Raw genomic sequence first — 21,435 nt, 5'->3', positions numbered from 1 at the left:
CTGACGCCCCGATCGGTTCGCCGGTCGGGGCGTTTGTTTTTGGGGGAGATGGCATGGCCGCGAAGTTAAAGTCGATCTCTCTCGTCGTGGTGACGCTCATCACGCTTGTGCCGGCTGGGGCCGTGGTCAGCGAGGAAAGGCTCGAATGGATCGGCTGGAGCGGCGAGGGGGCCGCGTCGCTCGTCTATGGCATCGCCAACAGCGACCATGTGATCTTGTCCCTTGCTTGCCAACAGGGCGGAGGGCCTGTCATGCTGGTCTATCCGCATGAGCCGAAGGGGGCAGAGGACGGCGCGTTCTACAGCCTTGATCTGCGCAGCGATGACCGCAATCTGACAATCAGCACGAAGGGCGTCCGGCTTGAGATGGATGATCTCTTCATCCTCGAAGGTGAACTGCAAAGGAAGGTCGATCTGGTGGGCCTTCTGAATGGCGGAGAGACACTGACCGTCGTGGTGGGGCAGGACGTGACGGAATTGCCGCTGGCAGGTGCGTCTGTCGCAGGCTCCGCCTTCTTGGAGGTCTGCGGTCGCTGAGCGTGCTTCCTGCAAGCGCCTTGATCACGGTGCCGGGGCGGCCTCTTGGTCGCGCTTGAGGGGCCGGAAGCTCATTCGGTGCAGCGGGCAGGGGCCATGGGTGACAATGGCGCTCCGATGGCGATCCGTCCCATAACCTGCATGCACCTCGAAGCCATAGTCCGGATAAACGAGGCCGGCGCGCGCCATCATGCGGTCGCGCATCACCTTGGCAATGATCGACGCTGCCGCGATCGACACGGAGCGGGCATCCCCCTTGACGACGGCTTCGCCGCTGCAGGTGAGACCCATGGGAACATCCCGGCCATCGGTGAGCACATGGCGGGCTTCCAGGTCGAGACCGGCGACAGCCCTTCGCATGGCATCGAGGCTTGCCTTGCGGATATCAATGAGGTCGATGCGCTTCGGTGAGGAGGAAGCAATCGAGACCACAGCGCATTCCAGGATCTGCTGGTACAGCGCTTCCCGCTGCACAGCCGAGAGCTTCTTGGAATCGTTCAGCCCCTCGGGGATACGCTTTGGATCCAGGATGACGGCTGCCGCGACCACAGGCCCCGCCAGAGGCCCTCGCCCGGCCTCGTCGGTGCCAGCAACCGGCCACAGGCCCTTTCGTTTCGCACGGCTCTCCAGCGAGAAATCCGGAACGAGCGGCAGGTCGGGGAAGAGACCAGGAGAATCGGGTGGCGTGCGACGTTTCATGCGGCAGAAATCGCACGCGCACCCGACCTCCTGCAAGTCCCCGGTCCCGATCGCCAATCATGGCGACAGGGGCGGCTTACCAGGGACTACATCCGGTGCGAGGCGGCGGACAACAGCACCGGAATACAAAACAAACCCAATTCAGAGCAGTGAGAGCTGAACTCCGTCGCTGTTGGGCGAGACGAACAGATCTTCCCTGAGATGCAGACTGCGCCGCATCAGACCGAGCCTTTTCGTTGCCATTTCGAAGCGGCGGCTGATCTGCCAGGCATAGGGACCGGCCCCCTTCATCCGCTTGCCGAATTCGGCATCGTAATCCTTGCCGTCACGCATCGAGCGCACCAGCGACATCACATGCCGATAGCGATCCGGATAGTTCTGCAGCAGCCAGTCACGGAACAGCGGGCTCACTTCCAGCGGCAGGCGCAGCAGCACGTAGCTCGCCTCGGACGCACCGGCGGCCTTGCCGCTGTCGAGAATGCGCTCGATCTCGTGGTCGTTGAGAGCCGGGATCACCGGCGCCATCATCACGGCCACCGGAATACCGGCTTCAGACAGCGCCTTGATCGCTTCCAGCCGCTTGGTCGGGGTGGAGGCCCGTGGCTCCATGCTGCGGGCCAGCTTTCGGTCGAGCGTCGTCACCGAGATGCCGACCTTGACCAGGCCACGCTCCGCCATCGACTTCAGGATATCGACATCGCGCAGGATCAGCGCCGACTTGGTCACGATCACGACGGGATGGTTCGCCTTGTCCAGGATCTCCAGGATCTGCCGCATGATGCGCCATTCCCGCTCGATCGGCTGGTAGGGATCGGTATTGGTGCCGATCGCAATCGGCTTCACCCTGTAGCCCGGCTTCGACAGCTCCCGCTCCAGGAGGCGGGGCGCATCCGGCTTGGCAAACAGCTTGGCCTCGAAGTCGAGACCGGCAGACAGGCCCATATAGCTATGCGTCGGCCGGGCGAAGCAATAGATGCAGCCGTGTTCGCAACCCCTGTAAGGATTGATCGAGCGATCGAAGGGAATGTCAGGTGAATCGTTGCGGGTAATGACCGTGCGCGGCTTTTCGACCTGCACCTCGGTCTTGAAGGGCGGCATGTCCTCGAGCATCTGCCAGCCGTCATCAACGGCGACACGCTCAAGTGTCTCGAACCGGCCTGCCGGATTGATGCCGGCCGCGCGTCCACGACGCCGATCGATCTCGATCCGCATGCCCGAAGCGCTCATCAGGGCATCGGCAATATCTGCCGTATTGCCGGGCTGAAAGGCAGCCTGGCTCACAAGAGACAGCTCGTTCATGTTTGCTCCTCGCAGGTTTTCCGCCCCGCTTGATGACTTTATTCCTAACGCTGAAAGGAGAACAATGCAAGAACAAACTTCAAGAAACTGTTTGTGGCAAAACTTTGTGCAATGCGATAGATGTAGGCAATGTTGACAGTCATCATGGAATGCCACGATCAGGAGCCCGAACTTGCACAGACCTTGTCCGTGCTGGTTGCCGGTGCCATTGAAGGCCTTGTCAGCGATGTCATCGTGCTGGATCACGGTTCTCAGGACGGTTCGTCCTTCGTCGCCGATGCCGCCGGTTGCCGCTTTTATCAGCAATGGGACATGAAGGAGTTGCTGGCGACGGCGCGCGGTGAATGGCTGCTGCTGATTGAGCCCGGTGCTCGCCTGGGCCAGGGCTGGATCGATGAGGTCGCCGAATACATTGCCCTCAACAAGGCGCCGGCGCACTTCTCCGAATCGCGCCTTTACCGACTGCCCTTCTATCGGCGCCTGACCCGCAGCCGTCCTCTGCTGGAGAACGGTCTGCTCATTCCCAAGCGCCAGGCGCAGGGGCTGGCGGGAGAGGGGCAGGAGTTGCTGCAGCTGGCACGTGGCCACAAGCCACGTCGATTGGCGTCCGAGATTATCCCGTCCTGGGTCGCCCGCGAAGCGCGCCGCTGATCAGCCCAGGCTGCGCTTCAGGTGCTCGTCGAGCCTGGGCATGATTTCTACGAAATTGCAGGGCATGTGCCGATAGTCGAGCTGCAGCTTGATGATGCCGTCCCAGGCATCCTTGCAGGCGCCGGGCGAGCCCGGCAGCACGAAGATGAAGGTGGCATTCGCCACGCCGCCGGTCGCTCGCGACTGAATCGTCGACGTCCCGATCTTGTCATAGGAGATCCGGTGGAAGACCTCCGAGAAACCGTCCATGCGCTTCTCGAACAGCGGCTCCAGAGCCTCAGGCGTCACGTCCCGCCCCGTAAACCCTGTGCCGCCGGTCGTGATGACAACATCGATCTCCGGCGTCTTCGTCCAGGCCTCGACCTGTGCCCGGATCGCCGCCTTGTCGTCCTTCACGATAGCGCGGGCGATGAGCCGATGCCCGGCCTCTTCAATGCGTGCGACGAGCGTATCCCCCGACTTGTCGTCGGCAAGGCTGCGCGTATCCGAAACGGTGAGCACGGCAATGCCCACGGGAATGAAGGGACGGCTCTCGTCGATGCGGCTCATCAGGCGTCTCCCGGAACGGTGCGTGTGAGCAGCACATACCAGTTCGGCCGGTAGACCGATAGCGCAAGCGCTGCCTTCATCGCCGCCGCCTCGGTATCGTAGAGCCCGAAACAGGTGGCCCCGGAGCCGGACATCCGCACGTATCCGGCAAGGCTCTGGCGAAGCAGATCGCAGGCCTCGGCGATCTCGGGCTCCAGTGTCTCTGCCGGCGGCTGCAGGTCGTTGCGCAGAGCGGAGAGCGACTGCATCCATTGCGACACATTGGTCGCAACCGCGAGCTCGCCGATCGGGTCGTTGTCGCGCCGCTGAAGGCTGCGGAAGATTTCAGGCGTTGACACCGGCTTCAGCGGATTGACGAGCACCAGCGGCACGGCAGGCATGGCAACTGCCTCGATAGCCTCACCGATCCCACGTGCGCGCAGCGGCGTCGAGGCAAGACACATCGGCACATCCGCCCCCAGCTTCAGGGCGATCTGTTGCAAGGTCTCGGGCGGCAGATGCGCGTTCCAAAGCCTCAAAAGACCCCGCAGCGTGGCCGCCGCATCGGCAGAACCGCCGCCGATGCCGGATGCGATCGGCAGGCTCTTGTCGAGGAGAATGGAAACCGGGCCATGCGGCTGGCCATGGTCATGAAGGGCGGCCCGCAACAGGTCGCGCGCCTTCAGAACAAGATTGTCGTCCTCTGAAAGTCCCAAGGCGAAGCGACCCACGACACGAAAGCTGTCGCTCTCCGATGCTTCAAAGGCCAGTTCGTCGCCGTCTTCGGCAAAGGTCACGAGACTGTCGAGCAGGTGATAGCCGTCGTCGCGCCGGCCCGTCACATGCAAAGCGAGGTTGATCTTGGCCGGAGCCGTCTCGACGATCCGCTCCGGCCGGCGCTCTGCAACAGGGGTCATGCGGATTAGGTCTTCTTATCGTCTTTCTTGGGCTCTTCGACCGGCGTGGTCTCCACCTTGGCCGCATCGGCCTCGATCGGCGGCAGGCCCTTGTTGATCTTCGCCTGGATCTTCGGAACTTCAATTTCCTCCGGCTCGGAGGCCAGCGCCCGCTTCCACTGATACTTGGCTTCGAGCTTGCGGCCGACGCGCCAATAGGCGTCGCCCAGGTGATCGTTGATCGTCGCATCGCCGGCGCGCAGTTCGACCGCCCGCTCCAGCTCGACAACCGCCTCTTCGAAGCGACCGAGGCGATAATAGGCCCAGCCAAGCGAGTCGACGATGTAGCCGTCATCGGGCCGCAGCTCGACGGCCTTCTTGATCATCTCCAAGCCTTCCTGGAGGTTGCGGTTCATGTCGACCCAGGAATAACCGAGATAGTTCAGAACCTGCGGCTGATCGGGATTGAGTTCCAGCGCCTTGTGGAAGTTTGGCTCGGCCTTGTCCCACTTTTTCAGGCGTTCATAGGCAATGCCGCGCTGGAAGAAGACCGACCAGTGATTGCGCGCAGGATTGGGGCCGATGATCTCGACTGCCTTGTCGTAATTGTCAGCCATGGCCGCATAGTCCTTGGCATCGGACAGCACGCTGCCATAGGCGAGGTAGCTGCGGATATCCTTGGGATCGGAGGCGATCAACGCCTGCAGATGCTCGCGTGCTTCCTTCACCTTGCCGGTTTCGGCCAGCGTCAGACCGAGCTGCAGCTCGGAAATCCGCCGCATCGGCGACGTTTCCGGAACCTGGCGATAGAAGGCGATCGCCTTTTCCGGCTGCTTGGCGTTCTCGGCGATGCCACCGAGCAGGATCAGCGTATCCGCCGCTTCCTTGTCCAGTGCATGCGAGAGCTGAAGATACAGCATCACGGTGTCTTCCGCGCCTTCGCGGTTAAGCGCGCCACCGATCGAGAAGAGCACGCCCGCAGCCCCCTGAGCCGCCGAGGTGACGACCGGCTTCGGCTGGCGACCGGCCTCGATTTCGTCGCGCAGTGCCTTGAACGGGGCGAAATTGGTAATCAGCTCGTCGCCGGCCGCAAGCGCGTCGAGCGCCTTCTGCTTGTTGCCCGCCTTGGCCTCCAGTGTCGCAAGCGCAATGACGGCGCGCGCAAAGGTGTCGGGTGCGGTCGCGCCGCCGTTGCGGTCGGTCACCGTCTCGGTCAGGGCCCTGCGTGCTGCGTCGATATCTCCGGTCATCGCGGCCATGACACCGACATTGTAGTTGCGGAAGATGCCATACCAGCTCGGGCCTTCGAGATCTTCAACGAGCTTGAGCGCATCCTTGCCATTGCCATCGCCGACCTTGGTCCAGGCAATCAGCAACTGGTTCATCAGCCGGTCGAGATCGTTCGGCCCTTGATACTTGAAGTGATCCAGAGCCTCGGAATAGTCACCGTCGCGGATCGCGCGAAAACCGAGGGCCACAGAGGTCACCCGCTCCACTGCGGGGTCCTTCTCCAGAACCTTGGCCAGTTCCGCACCTTCGTCGAACTCGCCGTTCATGAATAGCGCGATCATCAGGCGCTGCTGCAATTCCAGCTCATCAGGCGTGAATTCCAGCGCCTTCTTGTAGAGCTTCACGGCATTGGAATAGTCGCGATCGGTTTCCGCTGTCCGGGCTGCCAGAAAGGCGCCGGCAAAGGAATCGACACTGCCGATATCGAAATTCTCCGCTTCTTCCGTCTGCACGGGCGATGCCGCCGCAGCAATCGGTGCCTGCGAGACGCTCAGAAGCAGCGCGAGCGCGGTGCCGGCGAGATAGCGAAGGGCGGAGCTTTGCCGCATGAAAGAGCCTTTCAACAACCGAGAACGAGCGCGTTTCGCCCGCGCAGGGACGATACCCGATGATTCACGGACAGAATGGCTTTTTTGAAGCAGCCCCGCAAGGCGATCGCGGTCTCTGCGTCAATTCACGCGGGAAATGCAGAAATCGATCACGTCGTTTAGCGCACTCTTCCATGGCGTTTCCGGCAGGGGCGCGAGTGCATCCCTTGCGATCGTGCCATAATGTTGCGCTCGCTGGATCGTTTCCGACAATGCGCCATATTTGCCGATTAGGCCGAGCGCCTTTTCGAGCCTGAAATCGTCGTTCTGCCCGCCTTCGATCGATTCCTTCCAGAATTCCCGTTCCGCCGTCGTGCCCCGTCGATAGGAGAGGATGACCGGAAGCGTGATCTTGCCTTCGCGGAAATCGTCGCCGACATTCTTGCCGGTCTCGGCTGCCTTGCCGCCATAGTCGAGCACGTCATCGACCAGCTGGAAGGCGAGGCCGAGATTCATGCCATAGGATTTCATCGCGCTGCGCGTTGCGCGATCAGTACCGGCAACGATCGGACCGACTTCGGCGGCAGCTGCAAAGAGCGCTGCCGTCTTGGCGCGGATGACGGCGAGATAGTCGTCTTCCGTCGTCTCCATGTTCTTGGCGACGGAAAGCTGCAGCACCTCACCCTCGGCGATCACGCAGGCTGCCGTCGAGAGCACGTCGAGTGCATCGAGCGACCCGACCTCGACCATCATGCGAAATGCCTGGCCAAGCAGGAAGTCGCCGACGAGCACGCTCGCCTGGTTGCCCCAGATGGTGCGCGCAGTGGACTTGCCGCGGCGCAGGTCGCTTTCGTCCACGACGTCGTCGTGAAGCAGCGTCGCCGTATGCATGAATTCGACCGAAGTCGCGAGCTTGATGTGATGCTCACCCTCGTAGCCGAACATCGAAGCCGTCGCCAGCGTCAGCATCGGCCGCAAGCGCTTGCCGCCGGACGAGATCAGGTGGTTGGCGACCTCGGGGATCATCTGCACGTCGGAGCCGGCCTTCGACAGGATCAGCTGATTGACGCGCTCCATGCCGCTTTTCGTCAGGTCCACCAGAGGCTTGACGGATGCCTGTTTGTTTTTGCTTTCCTCAAGCGGTATGACTACGCCCAACGCACCGGACTCCTGTTCAGTTTGGTTGCCGACCATAAAAAGGCCGGAAGGCCACGGCAAGGGGCGAATTGCCTCTGTCGGGGGCTGGAACACGGTTTTACCTGTTAACAGTGAGTTCCGAAATCGATGCATGAGATCATCCGCAGCAACGACGTCGTCCTGCTTTCCTTCGCCGAGAGCCTGATGCGGGACGCCGGCATCGCCTCGATGATCGCCGACCAGTCGATGAGCATACTCGAAGGTTCGCTTGGCATGTTGCAGCGTCGCCTGCTGGTCGATTCCGATTGCGTCGACCAGGCCCGCCGCATTCTCACCGATGCCGGCCTCGGGGCAGAACTGCGCGACCGCGAGATGTGAGAGCGCCATGGCGGCAAGCGTAGACCCTATCTTCGACAAGTCCGTGTCCGAGACGATCGACGCCTTTCATCGCGGCCGTTTCCATCTCGTCCAGCCCGTCGGGCGCGGCCACCGTGCCGGCATGGATGCCATGATGCTCGCCTGCCTGGTGGATGATGATCGGCCGATCAGGATCGCCGATCTCGGAGCGGGTGCAGGGGCAGCGGGGCTCGCCGTGGCGGCCCGTCTGCCGAAGGCCTCGGTCGTGCTTGTCGAACGCTCCGCCGACATGGCCGGTTTCGCCCGCAAGAGCCTGGCTCTGCCCGAAAACGCCGAGCTTGCGACGCGGGCCGAGGTCATAGAGGCCGATGTCACGCTGACCGGCCGGGCACGCCTCGCAGTCGGACTTGTCGATAACAGCTTCCACCACGTCATCATGAACCCGCCCTTCAACGACCCTGGCGATCGCAAGACGCCGGATACCCTGAAGGCCGAGGCCCATGCGATGACCGAAAACCTCTTCGAAAGCTGGATCCGCACCGCCGGCGCGATTGCGATGCCGGGTGGCCAACTCTCGCTGATCGCACGCCCCCAGTCGATCGCCGAGATCATCGCGGCCTGCGGCAGGCGCTTCGGCGGTGTCGAGATCACCGCCATACATCCGCGCGAAGGGGAAAACGCGACCCGCATCCTCGTCACGGCGATCAAGGGATCGCGCGCCCGTCTGCAGATGCGCGCGCCGCTGCTGATGCATGATCGTGCCGACAGCCATGCCTTTGCCCCGGTGGTCGATGATTTGAACAATGGTCGCGCCGGCTATTCACGGCTTCGTTGAAAAGGCTGATTTTTCGCCCGCACCATTGTGTTCGGTCCGCGGCTCCTTACATCTCCGGTCAGAGTTGAGATCGTGAGGAGTTGAAACGCGACCATGGCAGACTTTCTGAAACGGCTGGTTCCCAAGCGCTTCCAGAAGAAGGGCGTCGTCATTCCGGTCGTCAGGCTGCACGGGCCGATCATGAGTGGCGGTTCGCGCTTTCGCCCTGCACTGAACCTCGCCTCGATTGCCGGCCAGCTGGAAAAGGCCTTCTCGATGAAGGAGAGCCCCGCCGTGGCGCTCTCGATCAATTCGCCGGGCGGTTCGCCCGTCCAGTCGCGCATGATCTACGACCGCATTCGCGCACTCGCCGAAGAGAAGAACAAGCGCGTACTGGTCTTCATCGAGGATGTCGCAGCCTCCGGCGGTTACATGATCGCCATTGCAGGAGACGAGATTATCGCCGACGCGACCTCCATCGTCGGCTCGATCGGTGTGGTCTCCGGTGGCTTCGGCTTCCCCGAACTGCTTAAGAAGATCGGCGTCGAGCGCCGCGTCTACACGTCAGGCGAGAACAAAGTGATCCTCGATCCTTTCCAGCCGGAAAAGGAGAGCGACATCGAATACCTCAAGACCCTGCAGGCGGAGATCCACGAGATATTCATCGACATGGTGAAGGCCCGTCGCGGCACGCAGCTGGCGGATGATCCCGCCCTGTTTTCCGGTCTGTTCTGGACCGGCCGCAAGGGCCTCGAACTTGGACTTGTCGACCGCCTGGGCGGCATGCGCGAGGAGATCAGGACGCGCTACGGCAAGGATGCCCGCCTCGAGCTGGTCGGTGCCCAGAAAGGCCTCTTTGGCCGCCGTGCCCCTGGTATCGGCGCCTTCGGTCCTGTCGACCAGATCGCCGCACAGGCCGTTGCCGGTCTTGCCGAGACGCTTGAAGAGAAGGCACTATGGGGCCGCTACGGTCTCTGATCGAAGCAAAGGACGACGGCTGACGGGCGAGGGGACATGGCGCAGCTGATATTTCTGACGATACTGGTGGGCGGTGCCTGGCTGCTCTATAACCGCTTCGTTGCCGATGCGGAGAAACTGGCGGCCAAGTCGCGCGCCGAGGAAAAGGAGCGCGAGAACCAGGCGATCGGAACACTGATCGAGGATCCGGAAACAGGCGAATACCGCCCCCGTCGCGAGGATGATGACTGATTGTTCTATACCTCAATCGCGGCATAACCGATTGACCCGACGGCCTGAGCGTGGCACTCGTCCGCAACGAACGCAACCTGATCCCGAAGATGACCATGACCGCTCCGCTCGCCCCCCACATGGACCCCAAGCGTTCCTTTCAGGCGCTGATCCTGACGCTGCACGCCTATTGGGCCGACAAGGGCTGTGCGGTCCTTCAGCCCTATGACATGGAAGTCGGCGCCGGCACCTTCCATCCGGCGACCACGCTTCGGGCACTCGGCCCCAAGCCCTGGCGTGCCGCCTATGTTCAGCCATCCCGCCGCCCGTCTGATGGACGCTATGGCGAGAACCCCAACCGGCTGCAGCACTACTACCAGTACCAGGTCATCCTGAAGCCCAACCCGTCCAACCTGCAGGAGCTCTATCTCGGCTCGCTGAAGGCGATCGGCCTTGATCCGCTGCTGCATGACATCCGCTTTGTCGAGGACGACTGGGAAAGCCCGACGCTGGGAGCCTGGGGTCTCGGCTGGGAATGCTGGTGCGACGGTATGGAAGTCTCGCAGTTCACCTACTTCCAGGCCGTCTGCGGCATCGATTGCTCGCCGGTCGCGGGCGAACTGACCTATGGTCTCGAGCGCCTCGCCATGTATGTCCAGGGCGTCGATAGCATCTACGATATCAATTACAACGGTCGCGAAGGCGAGGAGAAGATCTCCTATGGCGACGTCTTCCTGCAGGCCGAGCAGGAATATTCCCGCCACAATTTCGAATTCGCCAACACCGAGATGCTGCATCGCCACTTCATCGATGCCGAGAAGGAATGCCAGGCCCTGCTCGCCGCCGGCGCGCCCTCGGACTCGGAAAACCAGCGTCTGCATAAATGCGTCTTCCCGGCCTATGACCAGTGCATCAAGGCCAGCCACATCTTCAACCTGCTCGACGCCCGTGGCGTCATCTCGGTCACCGAGCGCCAGGCCTATATCGGCCGCGTCCGGGCGCTGGCAAAAAGCTGCGGCGAGGCGTTTCTGCTGACCGATGCCGGTGGGGCCAATTTCGGCCGGGCGGCGTAAGTGCCCAGAGGGGGCTTCGGCCCCGCTTCAAGTGTCGATTTGAAGCAACCTTGAATTGAAGGTGATCTTGGTTAGAATCCCCTCGATTCATGGAAAGGGGTCTTGATGAATACTGCTCGTTCTCTTGTGTTTCTCGCGACACTTTCAATCTCGCTGGCATCGGCTGCTGGCTTGGTGCGCGCCGAAACATCCGATTGGATGTCGGGCAAGGTCGTTTTCAAATACGCTGACAAGCTCGGCGCTAACGGCATGATCGTTACCAAGATGGAATGCAAGGATAGCGGCGAGCGTGGGCTGGGCGTCGAAAGTGCCCTGGTACGGTTGCATTACAAGCCGAACAGCCAGAACATCGACTGGCGCATTGACGGCTGGAACAACCTTGAAGAAAACAAGAAATACTGGGCAGGCCGAGGCTTCGAGCTGGCCTCCTATACCGTATTCAGGCGCGCCAAGTCGGGATTGCGGCTGTTCTGCACCGTCTATAACGAAAAGTGACGCACACGGGCGCGCATTGTCCGATGGTTGATGCGCGCCGAAAGTTGTCGCCCTAAAATTCCAGCCCCGCCGCCACCCGGTTCTCGATCCTGACCACAAGTCCGTGGATTTTCGCCATCAGCACGTCGAAGTCGATCGGCTTGGTCAGATAGCTCTCGGCACCGGCGCCCAGTCCCTCGATCATCTTTTCCCGGTCGGCGAGCGCCGTGAGGAAGAGGAAGGGCATGTTGGCGAATTGCGGATGGTTGATCTGCAACTCGCCGAGCATCGCGATCCCGTCCATCTCCGGCATGGTGATGTCGGAGATCACGATGTCGGGCCTATGGGACAGGATCTTGTCGAGGCCCTCTTTGCCGTTTTCGGCCTGCAGCACGCGAATTCCGGCATCCTCCAGTTCCTCAACGATCAGTTCCCGGACGTCTCTTTCGTCTTCGACGCAAAGCACGGTGATCATGGAATTCTCCTTTTCTGGCCAATGGTTCAAGCGGCGCTGACTTCCGGCGCCATGTCGGTTGTCTCGCGCGCCGCCGGTCCCTGGACCGGCAGCACGAGTGTAAAGCAGGTGCCCTTGCCGCGTTCGCTTTCGACGAAGATGTCCCCATCGTGCAGGGTGACGATCTGCTTGACGAGCGACAGGCCGATCCCCGTGCCGGCGATGCCGGTTGAGGTGCGGGCGCGGAAATAGGGCTGGAAGAGCTTCGGCACGTCCTCAGCGTCGATGCCGACGCCTTCGTCCTTGACGGAGAGGAAGACGAAACCATCCTCCTCCCAACCGCGAATGGTGATGTCAGGCGCGCGCGGTGCATATTTGACCGCGTTGGACAAAAGGTTGGTCAGCACCTGCGATATCGCCAGCGCGTCACAGCGGATGACCGGCGGCAACGCCTCGATTTCGGCATCGAAACGGTGATGCTGGGAGGATAGCTTCTGCCGTTTGATGGCCTGCTCGATCAGCTTGTTGACGGCGCAATCCACCAGCGAAAGCTCGATCTTGCCGGTGTCGATCCGCCCGGCCGACAGGAAGCTCTCCATCAGTTCCACCATGCGCGCCACGGCCGAACGGATCTGCTGTGTTTTGTCGGAAAGAAAGCGCGTTTCCATTTCTCCCTTTTTGCGCTGGATGCGCTGGGCCGCCCCATCGATGATGGCGAGCGGTGTGCGGAACTCGTGGCTGGTCATCGCCACGAACTGCCGCTGCATGGCGTTGATGTTCTTTTCCTGCTGCAGCGCCTCTTCAAGCGCCGCCGCCTGGGCTGCGATCTCTGCTGTACGGTGGCGTACGGTCTTTTCCAGCTCGTCGCGGTTGCGGATAAGCTCCTTTTCTGCCCGCTTGCGCAGCGTGATATCTGTATAACTCAGCACATAGCCGCCGTTCGACAGCGGCTCGGAGCGGACCGCCAGCACCTTGCCGCTCTTGCGTTCGCGTTCGAAGCTGTAGGGCAGGCCAAGGGCTGCCTGTTCGACCCGCTCCCGCACCATCGCCTCGGCGTCGCCATCGCCCCATTCGCCGCGGCTGGCATTGTAGCGCAGGATATCCTCGAACTTGGAACCCGGCGGGAACATCTCCGGCGGAATGTTCATCAGGTCGTAGAGCCGGCGGTTCGCCATCAGCAGGCGCGAGCGGTTGTCGAAAACGCCGATTCCACCGGGTATGGCATCGAACACCTGCTCCAGAAGCCCGAAGGCCTTGCGCTGGTCGGCGGTTGCGATCGCGACCTCCGCGAAGAGGTCGGAGGACGGGCCGCGAATGCGCCAGACATGCACCTTGACCGGATAGACCGTCCCGTTCCGGCGCCGCTGGATTGCATCGAAGGTCACGCTGCGGGCGCTGCCGTCGACAAGCGGCATGAGCTTGGTGCGGTAGTCCAGTTCCGAAAGCCCGACCTTCAGCGAAGCGGGTGTCATGCCGGCGAGCGCTTCGGCGGAGTAGCCTGTCCGCACGCTCGCGGTCGCGTTTGTTCGGTTGATCGTGAAACGTTGCGGCTCGAAGATGTAGATCTCGTCAGTTGACAGCTCGACCATGTCGATGAGCGAGGCCGCACAGCCATTGCGTTGCTGGATGACGGGACCGAGCTCCTGCGCAAGCAGGCGGAGCGCCGACAGGCTCTCCATGTTGATGGGTCTTTCGCTGCGACTGAAAAAGACGGCCGTGCCGAAATCTGGGTCGCCCACGCCCGAGATTGGTATCCAGTAGGGAATGAGGTCTTCCCGCTCCGCAATACATTCCGGCATGCGCGCGCCCGGCGGCAGGTCGAGCGGCAACTCCATTTGGTCTGCCGCGTTGTGGTGAAAGAGCCGCTGCCGGTCCTGCTTCGGCTCGCGGATGTAGATGGCCGCGATGTTGGAAAGGTCCAGCTGCGGCAATGAGGTCAGGACCGTGAGCATGTCCTTCAGCGTCTCGCTAAGCCGGCGTTCGGGGATCGCCGCCTTGAGCATGTCGCGGCTTGCGAGGATCGCCCACAGGGGCAGGTTATTCCAGGTCGTTGCTTGCATGCGACAGCTCCGCTGCAAAACCTCTTGAGCCTCCATATTAGCGGTCACCGATTAACGGAGCGGTTCACGGTTTCCCTCAATTTGAACCATCCGGCGTATCATTCCCGCACGCTTTCGGTGTCGATCGGGTGCAACTTGGATCATGACTTTCACGTGATGAACCGCTAACGTGCCGCGAATTATGCTGGGAGCCCGCTATCCATGTTCACGACACTGGCCATTCTCGCCGCCATCGGCGCTTATCTCGTCTTCGTCTACAACGGCCTGGTCAAGGCCCGGCAGATGGCCGAGGAAGCCTGGTCGGGCATCGATGTGCAGCTGAAGCGCCGCGCTGATCTCATCCCCAACCTGATCGAGACCGTGAAGGGTTATGCCGGCCATGAAAAGGGCACGCTCGAAAGCGTCGTCGAGCTGCGCAACAAGGCCCAGGCCGTGCCGGCGGGAGATGTCGCGGGCCGTGCAGCAGCCGAAGGCCTGCTGGGGGCAGCGCTCGGCAAGATCATTGCGCTCGCCGAAGCCTATCCGGACCTGAAGGCCAACGAGAACTTCCTTGAGCTGCAGAAGTCGCTGGAAACCGTCGAAGGCGAGATCCAGATGTCGCGCCGCTATTACAATGGCGCGGCCCGTGATCTGAACGTCAAGGTCGAGAGCTTCCCCAACAACCTCGTTGCCGGCCAGTTCGGCTTCTCGAAGAAACCCTATTTCGAGATTGCCAACGAGGCCGACCGTGCGGTACCGACGGTCAAGTTCTGACGTCCACGCAAGGACGCGACAGCAGAGACCGGGATCATGACGACTGACAGTGTGACCATCCTTCCGCCCGCCCATGCCCTGACCGGCAAGGTGAGCCCTCCGGGTTCGAAATCCATCACCAACCGCGCCCTGCTTTTGGCAGGTCTGGCGAAAGGCACCAGCCGCCTGACCGGCGCGCTGAAAAGCGATGACACCCGTTACATGGCGGAAGCGCTCCGTCAGATGGGCGTGACCGTCGAGGAGCCGGATGCGACGACCTTCGTGGTGACGAGCTCTGGCGAACTCAAAGCGCCTTCCGCCCCGCTTTTCCTCGGCAATGCCGGCACGGCAACCCGCTTCCTCACCGCAGCTCTGGCACTTGGCCAGGGCCGTTACGTCGTCGATGGCGACGAGCATATGCGCAAGCGCCCGATCAAGCCGCTGGTCGAGGCCCTGCAGTCGCTCGGCGTCGCCATCGCCGCCCCATCGGGTTGCCCGCCGGTCGCGATCGACGCCAAGGGTGCCTTCAAGAAGAACCACGTCGTCATCGATGCCGGCCTGTCGAGCCAGTATGTCTCGGCCCTCCAGATGGCAGCGGCCTGCGGTTCCGAGCCGTTCACCATCGAGCTTGCCGGTGCCGATATCGGCGCCCGCGGTTACATCGACCTGACACTGTCGGCCATGCGCGCCTTCGGCGCCAGGGTCGAGCAGCCGACACCCTCGTCCTGGGTCATCGAGCCGACCGGCTATACCGCAACCGATTTCCACATCGAGCCGGATGCGTCTGCGGCCACCTATCTCTGGGGCGCGGAAGTGCTGACCAAGGGGCAGATCGACATCGGCACTGCCTCCGCCGCTTTCACCCAGCCGGATGCCAAGGCCTATGACGTGATCGCGCAGTTCCCCAACATGCCTGCCGTCATCGACGGCAGCCAGATGCAGGACGCGATCCCGACCATTGCCGTGCTCGCCGCCTTCAACGAGACGCCGGTGCGTTTCGTCGGCATCGAGAACCTGCGCGTCAAGGAATGCGACCGCATTCGCGCCGTCTCGACCGGTCTCAACAACATCCGCGAGGGCCTGGCCAAGGAAGAGGGCGACGATCTGCTCGTTTTCTCCGACCCCTCGCTCGCAGGCCAGTCGTTGCCAGCTTCAATCGACACCTTCGCCGATCACCGCATCGCCATGAGCTTTGCGCTTGCGGGCCTGAAGATCCGCGACATCACCATTCTCGACCCCGGCTGCGTGGCCAAGACCTATCCCGGCTACTGGGATGCACTCACCTCGCTCGGCGTCGACCTCGTCAGGAACGATCCGAAATGATGTCTCTCCTCCGCCTGTGCTCCGCTTTCCTTCTTGTTCTCTGGATGGCATGCGGCGCGCAGGCTGAGGAAGTCATTCGCGATTACCACGCCGACATCACCGTCTTTCCCGATGCCTCGATCGAGGTGGCGGAAACGATCACCGTCAATGCCGAGGGTGACAGGATCCAGCGCGGCATCTTCCGCGATTTCCCGCTCTATGCCCAGGATGCGCGCGGCTTTCGCCAGAAGGTCGATTTCGAACTGATTTCGGTGGAGCGCGATGGTGAGCCGGAGGCCAATCACACCGAATCCGTGACGGGTGGCATTCGCATCTATGCCGGTTCGGGCGACGTCTTCCTGCAGCCGGGTGAATACACCTACACCATCACCTACCGCACCGGCCGCCAGATCCGCTATTTCGACGACCACGATGAACTCTACTGGAACGTCACGGGCAATGGCTGGCTCTTCCCGATCGAACAGGCCAGTGCCTCGGTCTCGCTGCCTGGCGACGCGGTCCCGACAAAGACCACCTTCTTCACCGGGCCTGCTGGCTCGCAGGCTCAGAATGCCCGCGAGGTCCCTGGATCGGATGGCCTTGAGTTTCAGACCACGCAGCCACTCGGCCCTGGCGAAGGCCTGACCATCGTGCTCGCCTTCGACAAGGGCCTCGTCGCGGCACCCTCGTCGGAAGACAGCACCTGGTGGTTCATCCGCGACAACCTCAACACGATCATCGGCTTCGGCGGGCTGGCCGTCATCTTCCTCTATTACCTGCGCTCTTGGGTCGCCGTCGGCCGCGACCCGCCCAAGGGCGTCGTCGTCCCCCGCTGGGATCCGCCGGAAGGCATTTCGCCGGCGCTGGTCAACTACATCGACAACACCGGCTTCTCCGGTGCCGGCTGGACCGCACTCTCCGCCGCCGCGCTCAATCTTGCGGTCGGCGGTTATGTCGAACTTGACGATCTCGACAGCAGCATCACCATCCGACGAACGAAGAAGCCGGTGGAAGGCAAGCTTCAGGCCGGTGAAGCAGCCCTCATGGCGGAAATCCCCTCTGAAGGCGACGCGCTCGTCATCGACAAGGCCAACGGAAAGAAGGTCGAGACTGTCGGCAATCGCTTCCGCCAAGCCATCGAAAAGGAGCACCGGAACAAGTATTACAAAGGCAATGCCGGCTATACCTCGCTCGGCATCGGCCTCTCGATCGCCGTCATCGCATCACTCTTCATCTTTGGCGACCTGAGCGAGGACATCTATGCGCTGATCTTCGTGCCGACCTTTTTCTCGGTCTTCTTCGGCACCTTCACGATCGGGCTGGGACGCAGCCTGCGAAAGGGACGCTCGCTGTTCAGCAAGATCATCGCCATTGTTGCGCTTGCCCTCATCGGCTTCGTCGCCCTATCGACCATGGCGCTGATGCTGATCTCTATGTGGATGGATCTCGAATCCACCCACCAGATCCCCGTCCTCATCGCCTTCGGCGGCATCCTCCTGGTGAACCTGCTCTTCTTCTACCTCATGGGCGCCCCGACCCCGCTCGGCCGTAAGCTGATGGATGGCATCGAGGGTCTGCGCATCTATCTGACGCTGGCGGAAAAGGACCGCATGAACATGGCCGGCGCGCCAAAGATGTCGCCCAGCCATTTCGAAAAGCTCCTGCCTTATGCCGTCGCCCTCGGCGTCGAAAAGCCTTGGTCCGAAACCTTCGAGACCTGGCTCGCCACCGCCGCTGCCGGTGCCGCAGCCAGCGCCTATAGCCCCGGCTGGTACCACGGCAGCAACCCCGGCGGCTTTGGCGGTCGCATCGGCGGTTTCTCCTCCTCCATGGCCTCGACGATTGCCTCCACCATCCCGACACCGCCCCCTTCCAGTTCCTCGTCCTCCTCAGGCTTCTCCGGCGGCTCCTCCGGCGGCGGCGGCGGTGGCGGTGGCGGGGGAGGGTGGTAGGCCTCGACAATTGTATCGTGTGATGATACATCTGTGATCTCGGAGGCGTGACATGATCCGGTCTTATGCGAGTGCAATGACGGAGACTGTGGCCTCTGGGAAAGCTCCGAAGGGCTTCCCTGCAGATCTTCTCAGGCGTGCGGTCGTCAAGTTGACGCTGATCGACAATGCCACCTCCCTGACAGATCTGATGCGCCCACCCGGTAACCGGCTGGAAGCTTTGAAGGGCGACCGGGATGGGCAACATTCGATCCGGATCAACGATCAATGGCGGATCTGCTTCGTCTGGTCCGACAACGGTGCCGATCAGGTCGAGATCGTCGACTACCACTGAGAAGGAGACATGCCATGACTATCGTCCTGCCGCCCGTCCATCCCGGTGAAATTCTGCGCGGCGAGTTTCTGGAGCCCATGGGCCTGAGCGCTGGCGCCCTTGCGCGCCTCTTGAACGTGCCACGCACCCGGATCGAGCGTCTGGTCGCAGAACAGACTTCCTTGACGCCCGACACGGCGCTGCGCCTTGCCCGGTATTTCGACATGTCGCCGCAGTTCTGGATGAACCTTCAGACCAGCTACGACCTGAAGACGGAAGCGAAGGCTAAAGCCTCCGAGCTTGCTACCATTCCTGTCCGAACCGACCTCACCGCCGCCTGATCCCCCGCCATTTTACACGCATCCATGGATGACTTTTACCGCGCGGCTTGCTAAGTCCGCCGCAGCCCTTTGCAACAGCTCAAAAAGTCAGACCCGATGCCCGATCTCCTGCTCGAACTCCGCTCCGAAGAAATCCCCGCCCGCATGCAGCGCAAGGCGGCTGGCGATCTGAAGAAGATGGTCACCGATGCGCTTGTCGATGCGGGCCTGACCTATGAGGGTGCGCGCGAGTACTGGACGCCGCGCCGCCTGACGCTCGATATCCGCGGCCTCACCGCCCGCTCGGCCGATATCAAGGAAGAGAAGAAGGGCCCAAGCATCTCCGCCCCCCAAGGTGCGATCGACGGCTTCCTGCGTGGCGCCGGCCTCACCTCAATTGATCAGGCGATCATCAAGACAGATCCGAAGAAGGGCGATTTCTACGTCGCCTATCTGGAAAAGCCCGGTCGGGCTGCGGAAGAAATCATCGCCGATGTCATGCCCGGCATCATCAGGGCCTTCCCCTGGCCGAAGTCGATGCGATCAGGCTTTGCCTCCATGCCCAAGGGCTCGGGCTATGGCGGCATCGAGGGCAAGGGCATGGAAAGCCTGCGCTGGGTGCGCCCGCTGCAGTCCATCGTCTGCACCTTCGGCCCCGAGCATGACGAGGTCCAGGTCATCCCCTTCGAGATCGATGGCATCGTGGCCGGCAACGTCACCTATGGCCACCGCTTCCACGCGCCCGACGCCATCACCGTCAAGCGCTTCGACGATTATGTCTCGAGCCTCGAGCGCGCCAAGGTCATCCTCGATGCCGAGCGCCGCAAGGACATGATCCTGCACGACGCCCGCGACATTGCCTTTGCCAATGGGCTGGATCTGGTCGAGGACGAGGGCCTGCTGGAGGAAGTCTCCGGCCTGGTCGAATGGCCCCAGGTTCTGCTCGGCACATTTGAAGAGGATTACCTCTCGATCCCGGCCGAGATCATCCGGCTGACGATCAAGACCAACCAGAAATGCTTTGTCGTGCGCCCGCAGGCCACCCACCTCCCCCTTGAGGGGGGAGGTCGCGCGGAAAGCGCGGGTGGGGGTGACGCCTCGACGGCAGTGGGTCACCCCACCCCGGCCCTTCGGTCCGACCCTCCCCCTCAAGGGGAGGGTGTGCTCTCCAACCATTTCATCCTGATCTCTAACATCCAGGCCACCGATGGCGGCCGCGAGATCATGCATGGCAATGGCAAGGTCGTGCGCGCCCGCCTGTCGGATGCGCTCCACTTCTGGAAGCGCGACCAGGGCGACCTGCCGGACCTCGATACGCTGAAGGCCTCGGCTGCCAAGTTCGACCTCGACCTCAAGAAGCCGCTCGACCAGCGCATGGCCAAGCTCGATGCGCTGAACGTCACCTTCCACGCCAAGCTCGGAACGCAAGGCGAGCGCGTCGCGCGCATCCGCGAACTCGCCAAGGTGCTGGCGCCGATCGTCGGCGCAGATGCTGCCCTCGTCGACCGCGCCGTGGTGCTCGCCAAGGCCGACCTGCGCACCGAAGCCGTCGGCGAATTCCCCGAACTCCAGGGCGCCATGGGCCGCAAATATGCGCTCTTACAGGGCGAAGACGCCTCCGTTGCCGCCGCCATCGAAGACCACTGGAAGCCGAACGGCCCCTCGGACCGCCTGCCGGAAGACAAGGTCGGCCTGACCGTTGCTCTCGCCGACAAACTCGACACGCTCGTCGGCTTCTGGGCGATTGACGAAAAGCCGACGGGTTCGAAGGACCCCTATGCGCTCCGTCGTGCGGCGCTGGGCGTGGTTCGGATGATTTTGGAGAAAGGTATTCGTCTCCCACTGCAGAATCTGATGAAGAAAGGCGTGATGCTGACGCTACAGAATCCAGACGGTATCAGCGGCTCAAATTACGCTGCGATTCCCGACCTCCTCTCCTTCTTCCACGACCGCCTAAAGGTCTACCTGCGCGAGCAGGGCGCCCGCCACGACATCATCGATGCCGTGCTGACGCCCGAGGCCGACGATCTCCTGATGGTCGCCCGCAAGGCCGAGGCGCTCACCGCCTTCATCACCTCGGAAGACGGCCTGAACCTGCTCGCCGGCACCAAGCGCGCCACCCAGCTGCTATCAGCCGAAGAGAAGAAGGGCACCGTGGTCGCCGATGGCGTCTCGGAAGCGCTGTTGCGCCTCGATGCCGAAAAATCGCTCTTCGCCGCAATCCAGTCCGCTTCGAAAGCGGCTGCTGAAGCCGTGGCATCGGAAGACTTCCGCTCCGCCATGCAGGCGCTCTCGACGCTGCGCGGCCCGGTCGACAAATTCTTCGAGGATGTCCTGGTCAATGACGAGGATGCCGCCATCCGCGCCAACCGCCTCGCCCTTCTGAAGGCCATCCGCGAGGCGACAGCCACGGTTGCGGACTTCTCCAAGATCACGGTTTGATGATGTGAGACCCCGCTTCGGCGGGGTCTTTTTCGGTTGAGAATGGTGGCTTATATGGTACCATAAACCCATGGAGATCCGTGAGTTCCTCGACGAACAAGGACGCAGTCCCTTCGGGCTCTGGTTCGAGGGGCTGGACCCCATGGCTGCAGTGAAGATCACGACGTCCATCACCCGCATGTCGCTGGGGAATTTCTCCAATGCCAAGGGCGTGGGCGAAGGTGTCTTGGAGTATCGGATCGACTATGGCCCTGGTTACCGCATCTATTTCGGCAAGGATGGAGACAGGCTGATCATCCTGCTCGCCGGTGGCACCAAGAAGCGACAACAGGCCGATATCAAGATGGGCCACGTCCGTTGGGCGGAGTACAGGAAACGGAAGGCAGGCTAA

Annotated in this window: 23 protein-coding genes; 15 read left to right on the top strand and 8 right to left on the bottom strand. The window is 62.1% G+C overall.

All coding sequences use genetic code 11. The annotated features are described in order from the left end of the window. Positions 1-53: 53 nt before the first annotated feature. Complete coding sequence (locus J2045_RS18535; RefSeq protein WP_307375572.1) at positions 54-536, top strand: hypothetical protein; 483 nt, start codon at positions 54-56, stop codon at positions 534-536. A 24-nt stretch (positions 537-560) separates the two neighbouring features. Here the strand turns inward: J2045_RS18535 and rnhB are convergent, their stop codons facing one another. Continuing rightward, the gene (rnhB, locus tag J2045_RS18530; protein WP_307375569.1) at positions 561-1,235 is read right to left on the bottom strand and encodes a ribonuclease HII; all 675 of its coding nucleotides are present in this window, start codon (positions 1,233-1,235) and stop codon (positions 561-563) included. A 141-nt stretch (positions 1,236-1,376) separates the two neighbouring features. Beyond that, a complete protein-coding gene (locus tag J2045_RS18525; RefSeq protein WP_307375567.1) occupies positions 1,377-2,534 on the bottom strand; it encodes a PA0069 family radical SAM protein in 1,158 nt (385 codons plus the stop codon). 129 nt (positions 2,535-2,663) lie between these two features. On the opposite strand from J2045_RS18525, the gene J2045_RS18520 reads away from it, so the two are divergent. Continuing rightward, positions 2,664-3,185 carry a glycosyltransferase family protein gene (locus J2045_RS18520; RefSeq protein WP_307375565.1) on the top strand — a complete coding sequence of 174 codons (522 nt, stop codon included), beginning with the start codon at positions 2,664-2,666 and terminating at the stop codon, positions 3,183-3,185. On the opposite strand, the gene moaB is transcribed toward J2045_RS18520, so the two are convergent. The 4 genes from moaB to J2045_RS18500 form a co-directional block, all read right to left on the bottom strand. Then, positions 3,186-3,734, bottom strand: coding sequence for a molybdenum cofactor biosynthesis protein B (gene moaB / locus J2045_RS18515; protein ID WP_307375562.1), 549 nt, complete (start codon positions 3,732-3,734; stop codon positions 3,186-3,188). Next, positions 3,734-4,630 (bottom strand): 4-(cytidine 5'-diphospho)-2-C-methyl-D-erythritol kinase, encoded by an 897-nt coding sequence (locus J2045_RS18510; protein WP_307375559.1) that lies wholly within the window; start codon positions 4,628-4,630, stop codon positions 3,734-3,736. The genes moaB and J2045_RS18510 overlap by 1 nt, the downstream gene beginning before the upstream one ends. Positions 4,631-4,635: 5 nt before the next feature. Beyond that, positions 4,636-6,447: a tetratricopeptide repeat protein gene (locus J2045_RS18505; protein ID WP_307375555.1), complete on the bottom strand. Its 1,812-nt coding sequence runs from the start codon at positions 6,445-6,447 to the stop codon at positions 4,636-4,638. A 120-nt stretch (positions 6,448-6,567) separates the two neighbouring features. Next, entirely contained in the window at positions 6,568-7,584 is a 1,017-nt protein-coding gene (locus J2045_RS18500; protein WP_307375553.1) for a polyprenyl synthetase family protein, read from the bottom strand. A 126-nt stretch (positions 7,585-7,710) separates the two neighbouring features. Between J2045_RS18500 and J2045_RS18495 the strand changes: the two genes are divergently transcribed. From J2045_RS18495 to J2045_RS18470, 6 genes are all read left to right on the top strand, one after another. Then, positions 7,711-7,941: a putative signal transducing protein gene (locus J2045_RS18495; RefSeq protein WP_102019410.1), complete on the top strand. Its 231-nt coding sequence runs from the start codon at positions 7,711-7,713 to the stop codon at positions 7,939-7,941. A 7-nt stretch (positions 7,942-7,948) separates the two neighbouring features. Beyond that, the gene (locus J2045_RS18490; RefSeq protein WP_307375551.1) at positions 7,949-8,755 is read left to right on the top strand and encodes a tRNA1(Val) (adenine(37)-N6)-methyltransferase; all 807 of its coding nucleotides are present in this window, start codon (positions 7,949-7,951) and stop codon (positions 8,753-8,755) included. Positions 8,756-8,848: 93 nt separating this feature from the next. Next, complete coding sequence (locus J2045_RS18485) at positions 8,849-9,712, top strand: S49 family peptidase (protein WP_307375548.1); 864 nt, start codon at positions 8,849-8,851, stop codon at positions 9,710-9,712. Between the two features lie 36 nt (positions 9,713-9,748). Beyond that, positions 9,749-9,943, top strand: a complete 195-nt coding sequence (locus J2045_RS18480) for a hypothetical protein (RefSeq protein ID WP_307375546.1) — start codon at positions 9,749-9,751, stop codon at positions 9,941-9,943. A gap of 119 nt (positions 9,944-10,062) precedes the next feature. Beyond that, a complete protein-coding gene (locus tag J2045_RS18475) occupies positions 10,063-10,995 on the top strand; it encodes a glycine--tRNA ligase subunit alpha (protein ID WP_006726650.1) in 933 nt (310 codons plus the stop codon). A 105-nt stretch (positions 10,996-11,100) separates the two neighbouring features. Next, positions 11,101-11,490 carry a hypothetical protein gene (locus J2045_RS18470; RefSeq protein WP_307375544.1) on the top strand — a complete coding sequence of 130 codons (390 nt, stop codon included), beginning with the start codon at positions 11,101-11,103 and terminating at the stop codon, positions 11,488-11,490. Positions 11,491-11,542: 52 nt separating this feature from the next. Here the strand turns inward: J2045_RS18470 and J2045_RS18465 are convergent, their stop codons facing one another. Next, the gene (locus tag J2045_RS18465) at positions 11,543-11,944 is read right to left on the bottom strand and encodes a response regulator (RefSeq protein WP_166601943.1); all 402 of its coding nucleotides are present in this window, start codon (positions 11,942-11,944) and stop codon (positions 11,543-11,545) included. Positions 11,945-11,970: 26 nt separating this feature from the next. Further along, on the bottom strand, positions 11,971-13,983 hold the full coding sequence (locus J2045_RS18460) for a sensor histidine kinase (RefSeq protein ID WP_307375542.1): 2,013 nt from the start codon (positions 13,981-13,983) through the stop codon (positions 11,971-11,973). A gap of 201 nt (positions 13,984-14,184) precedes the next feature. Here J2045_RS18460 and J2045_RS18455 point away from each other — a divergent pair, with 201 nt between their 5' ends. The 7 genes from J2045_RS18455 (at position 14,185) to J2045_RS18425 (ending at position 21,435) form a co-directional block, all read left to right on the top strand. Then, positions 14,185-14,736, top strand: a complete 552-nt coding sequence (locus tag J2045_RS18455; RefSeq protein WP_307375539.1) for a LemA family protein — start codon at positions 14,185-14,187, stop codon at positions 14,734-14,736. Positions 14,737-14,772: 36 nt separating this feature from the next. After that, the gene (locus J2045_RS18450) at positions 14,773-16,038 is read left to right on the top strand and encodes a 3-phosphoshikimate 1-carboxyvinyltransferase (protein ID WP_307375536.1); all 1,266 of its coding nucleotides are present in this window, start codon (positions 14,773-14,775) and stop codon (positions 16,036-16,038) included. Then, positions 16,035-17,969, top strand: coding sequence for a DUF2207 domain-containing protein (locus J2045_RS18445; protein ID WP_307375533.1), 1,935 nt, complete (start codon positions 16,035-16,037; stop codon positions 17,967-17,969). The genes J2045_RS18450 and J2045_RS18445 overlap by 4 nt, the downstream gene beginning before the upstream one ends. 52 nt (positions 17,970-18,021) lie before the next feature. Continuing rightward, positions 18,022-18,303, top strand: coding sequence for a type II toxin-antitoxin system RelE/ParE family toxin (locus J2045_RS18440; protein ID WP_307375530.1), 282 nt, complete (start codon positions 18,022-18,024; stop codon positions 18,301-18,303). 14 nt (positions 18,304-18,317) lie between these two features. Beyond that, on the top strand, positions 18,318-18,623 hold the full coding sequence (locus J2045_RS18435) for a HigA family addiction module antitoxin (protein WP_503128841.1): 306 nt from the start codon (positions 18,318-18,320) through the stop codon (positions 18,621-18,623). Positions 18,624-18,719: 96 nt separating this feature from the next. Continuing rightward, positions 18,720-21,044 carry a glycine--tRNA ligase subunit beta gene (glyS, locus tag J2045_RS18430; protein ID WP_307375526.1) on the top strand — a complete coding sequence of 775 codons (2,325 nt, stop codon included), beginning with the start codon at positions 18,720-18,722 and terminating at the stop codon, positions 21,042-21,044. A gap of 70 nt (positions 21,045-21,114) precedes the next feature. Next, positions 21,115-21,435, top strand: coding sequence for a type II toxin-antitoxin system RelE/ParE family toxin (locus J2045_RS18425; RefSeq protein ID WP_307375524.1), 321 nt, complete (start codon positions 21,115-21,117; stop codon positions 21,433-21,435).

Source organism: Peteryoungia aggregata LMG 23059, assembly GCF_030814435.1.
In the GTDB taxonomy this organism is placed as follows: domain Bacteria; phylum Pseudomonadota; class Alphaproteobacteria; order Rhizobiales; family Rhizobiaceae; genus Allorhizobium; species Allorhizobium aggregatum.
Note: the sequence above shows the minus strand (reverse complement) of the source record. Positions and strands in the feature narration are given on the sequence as shown.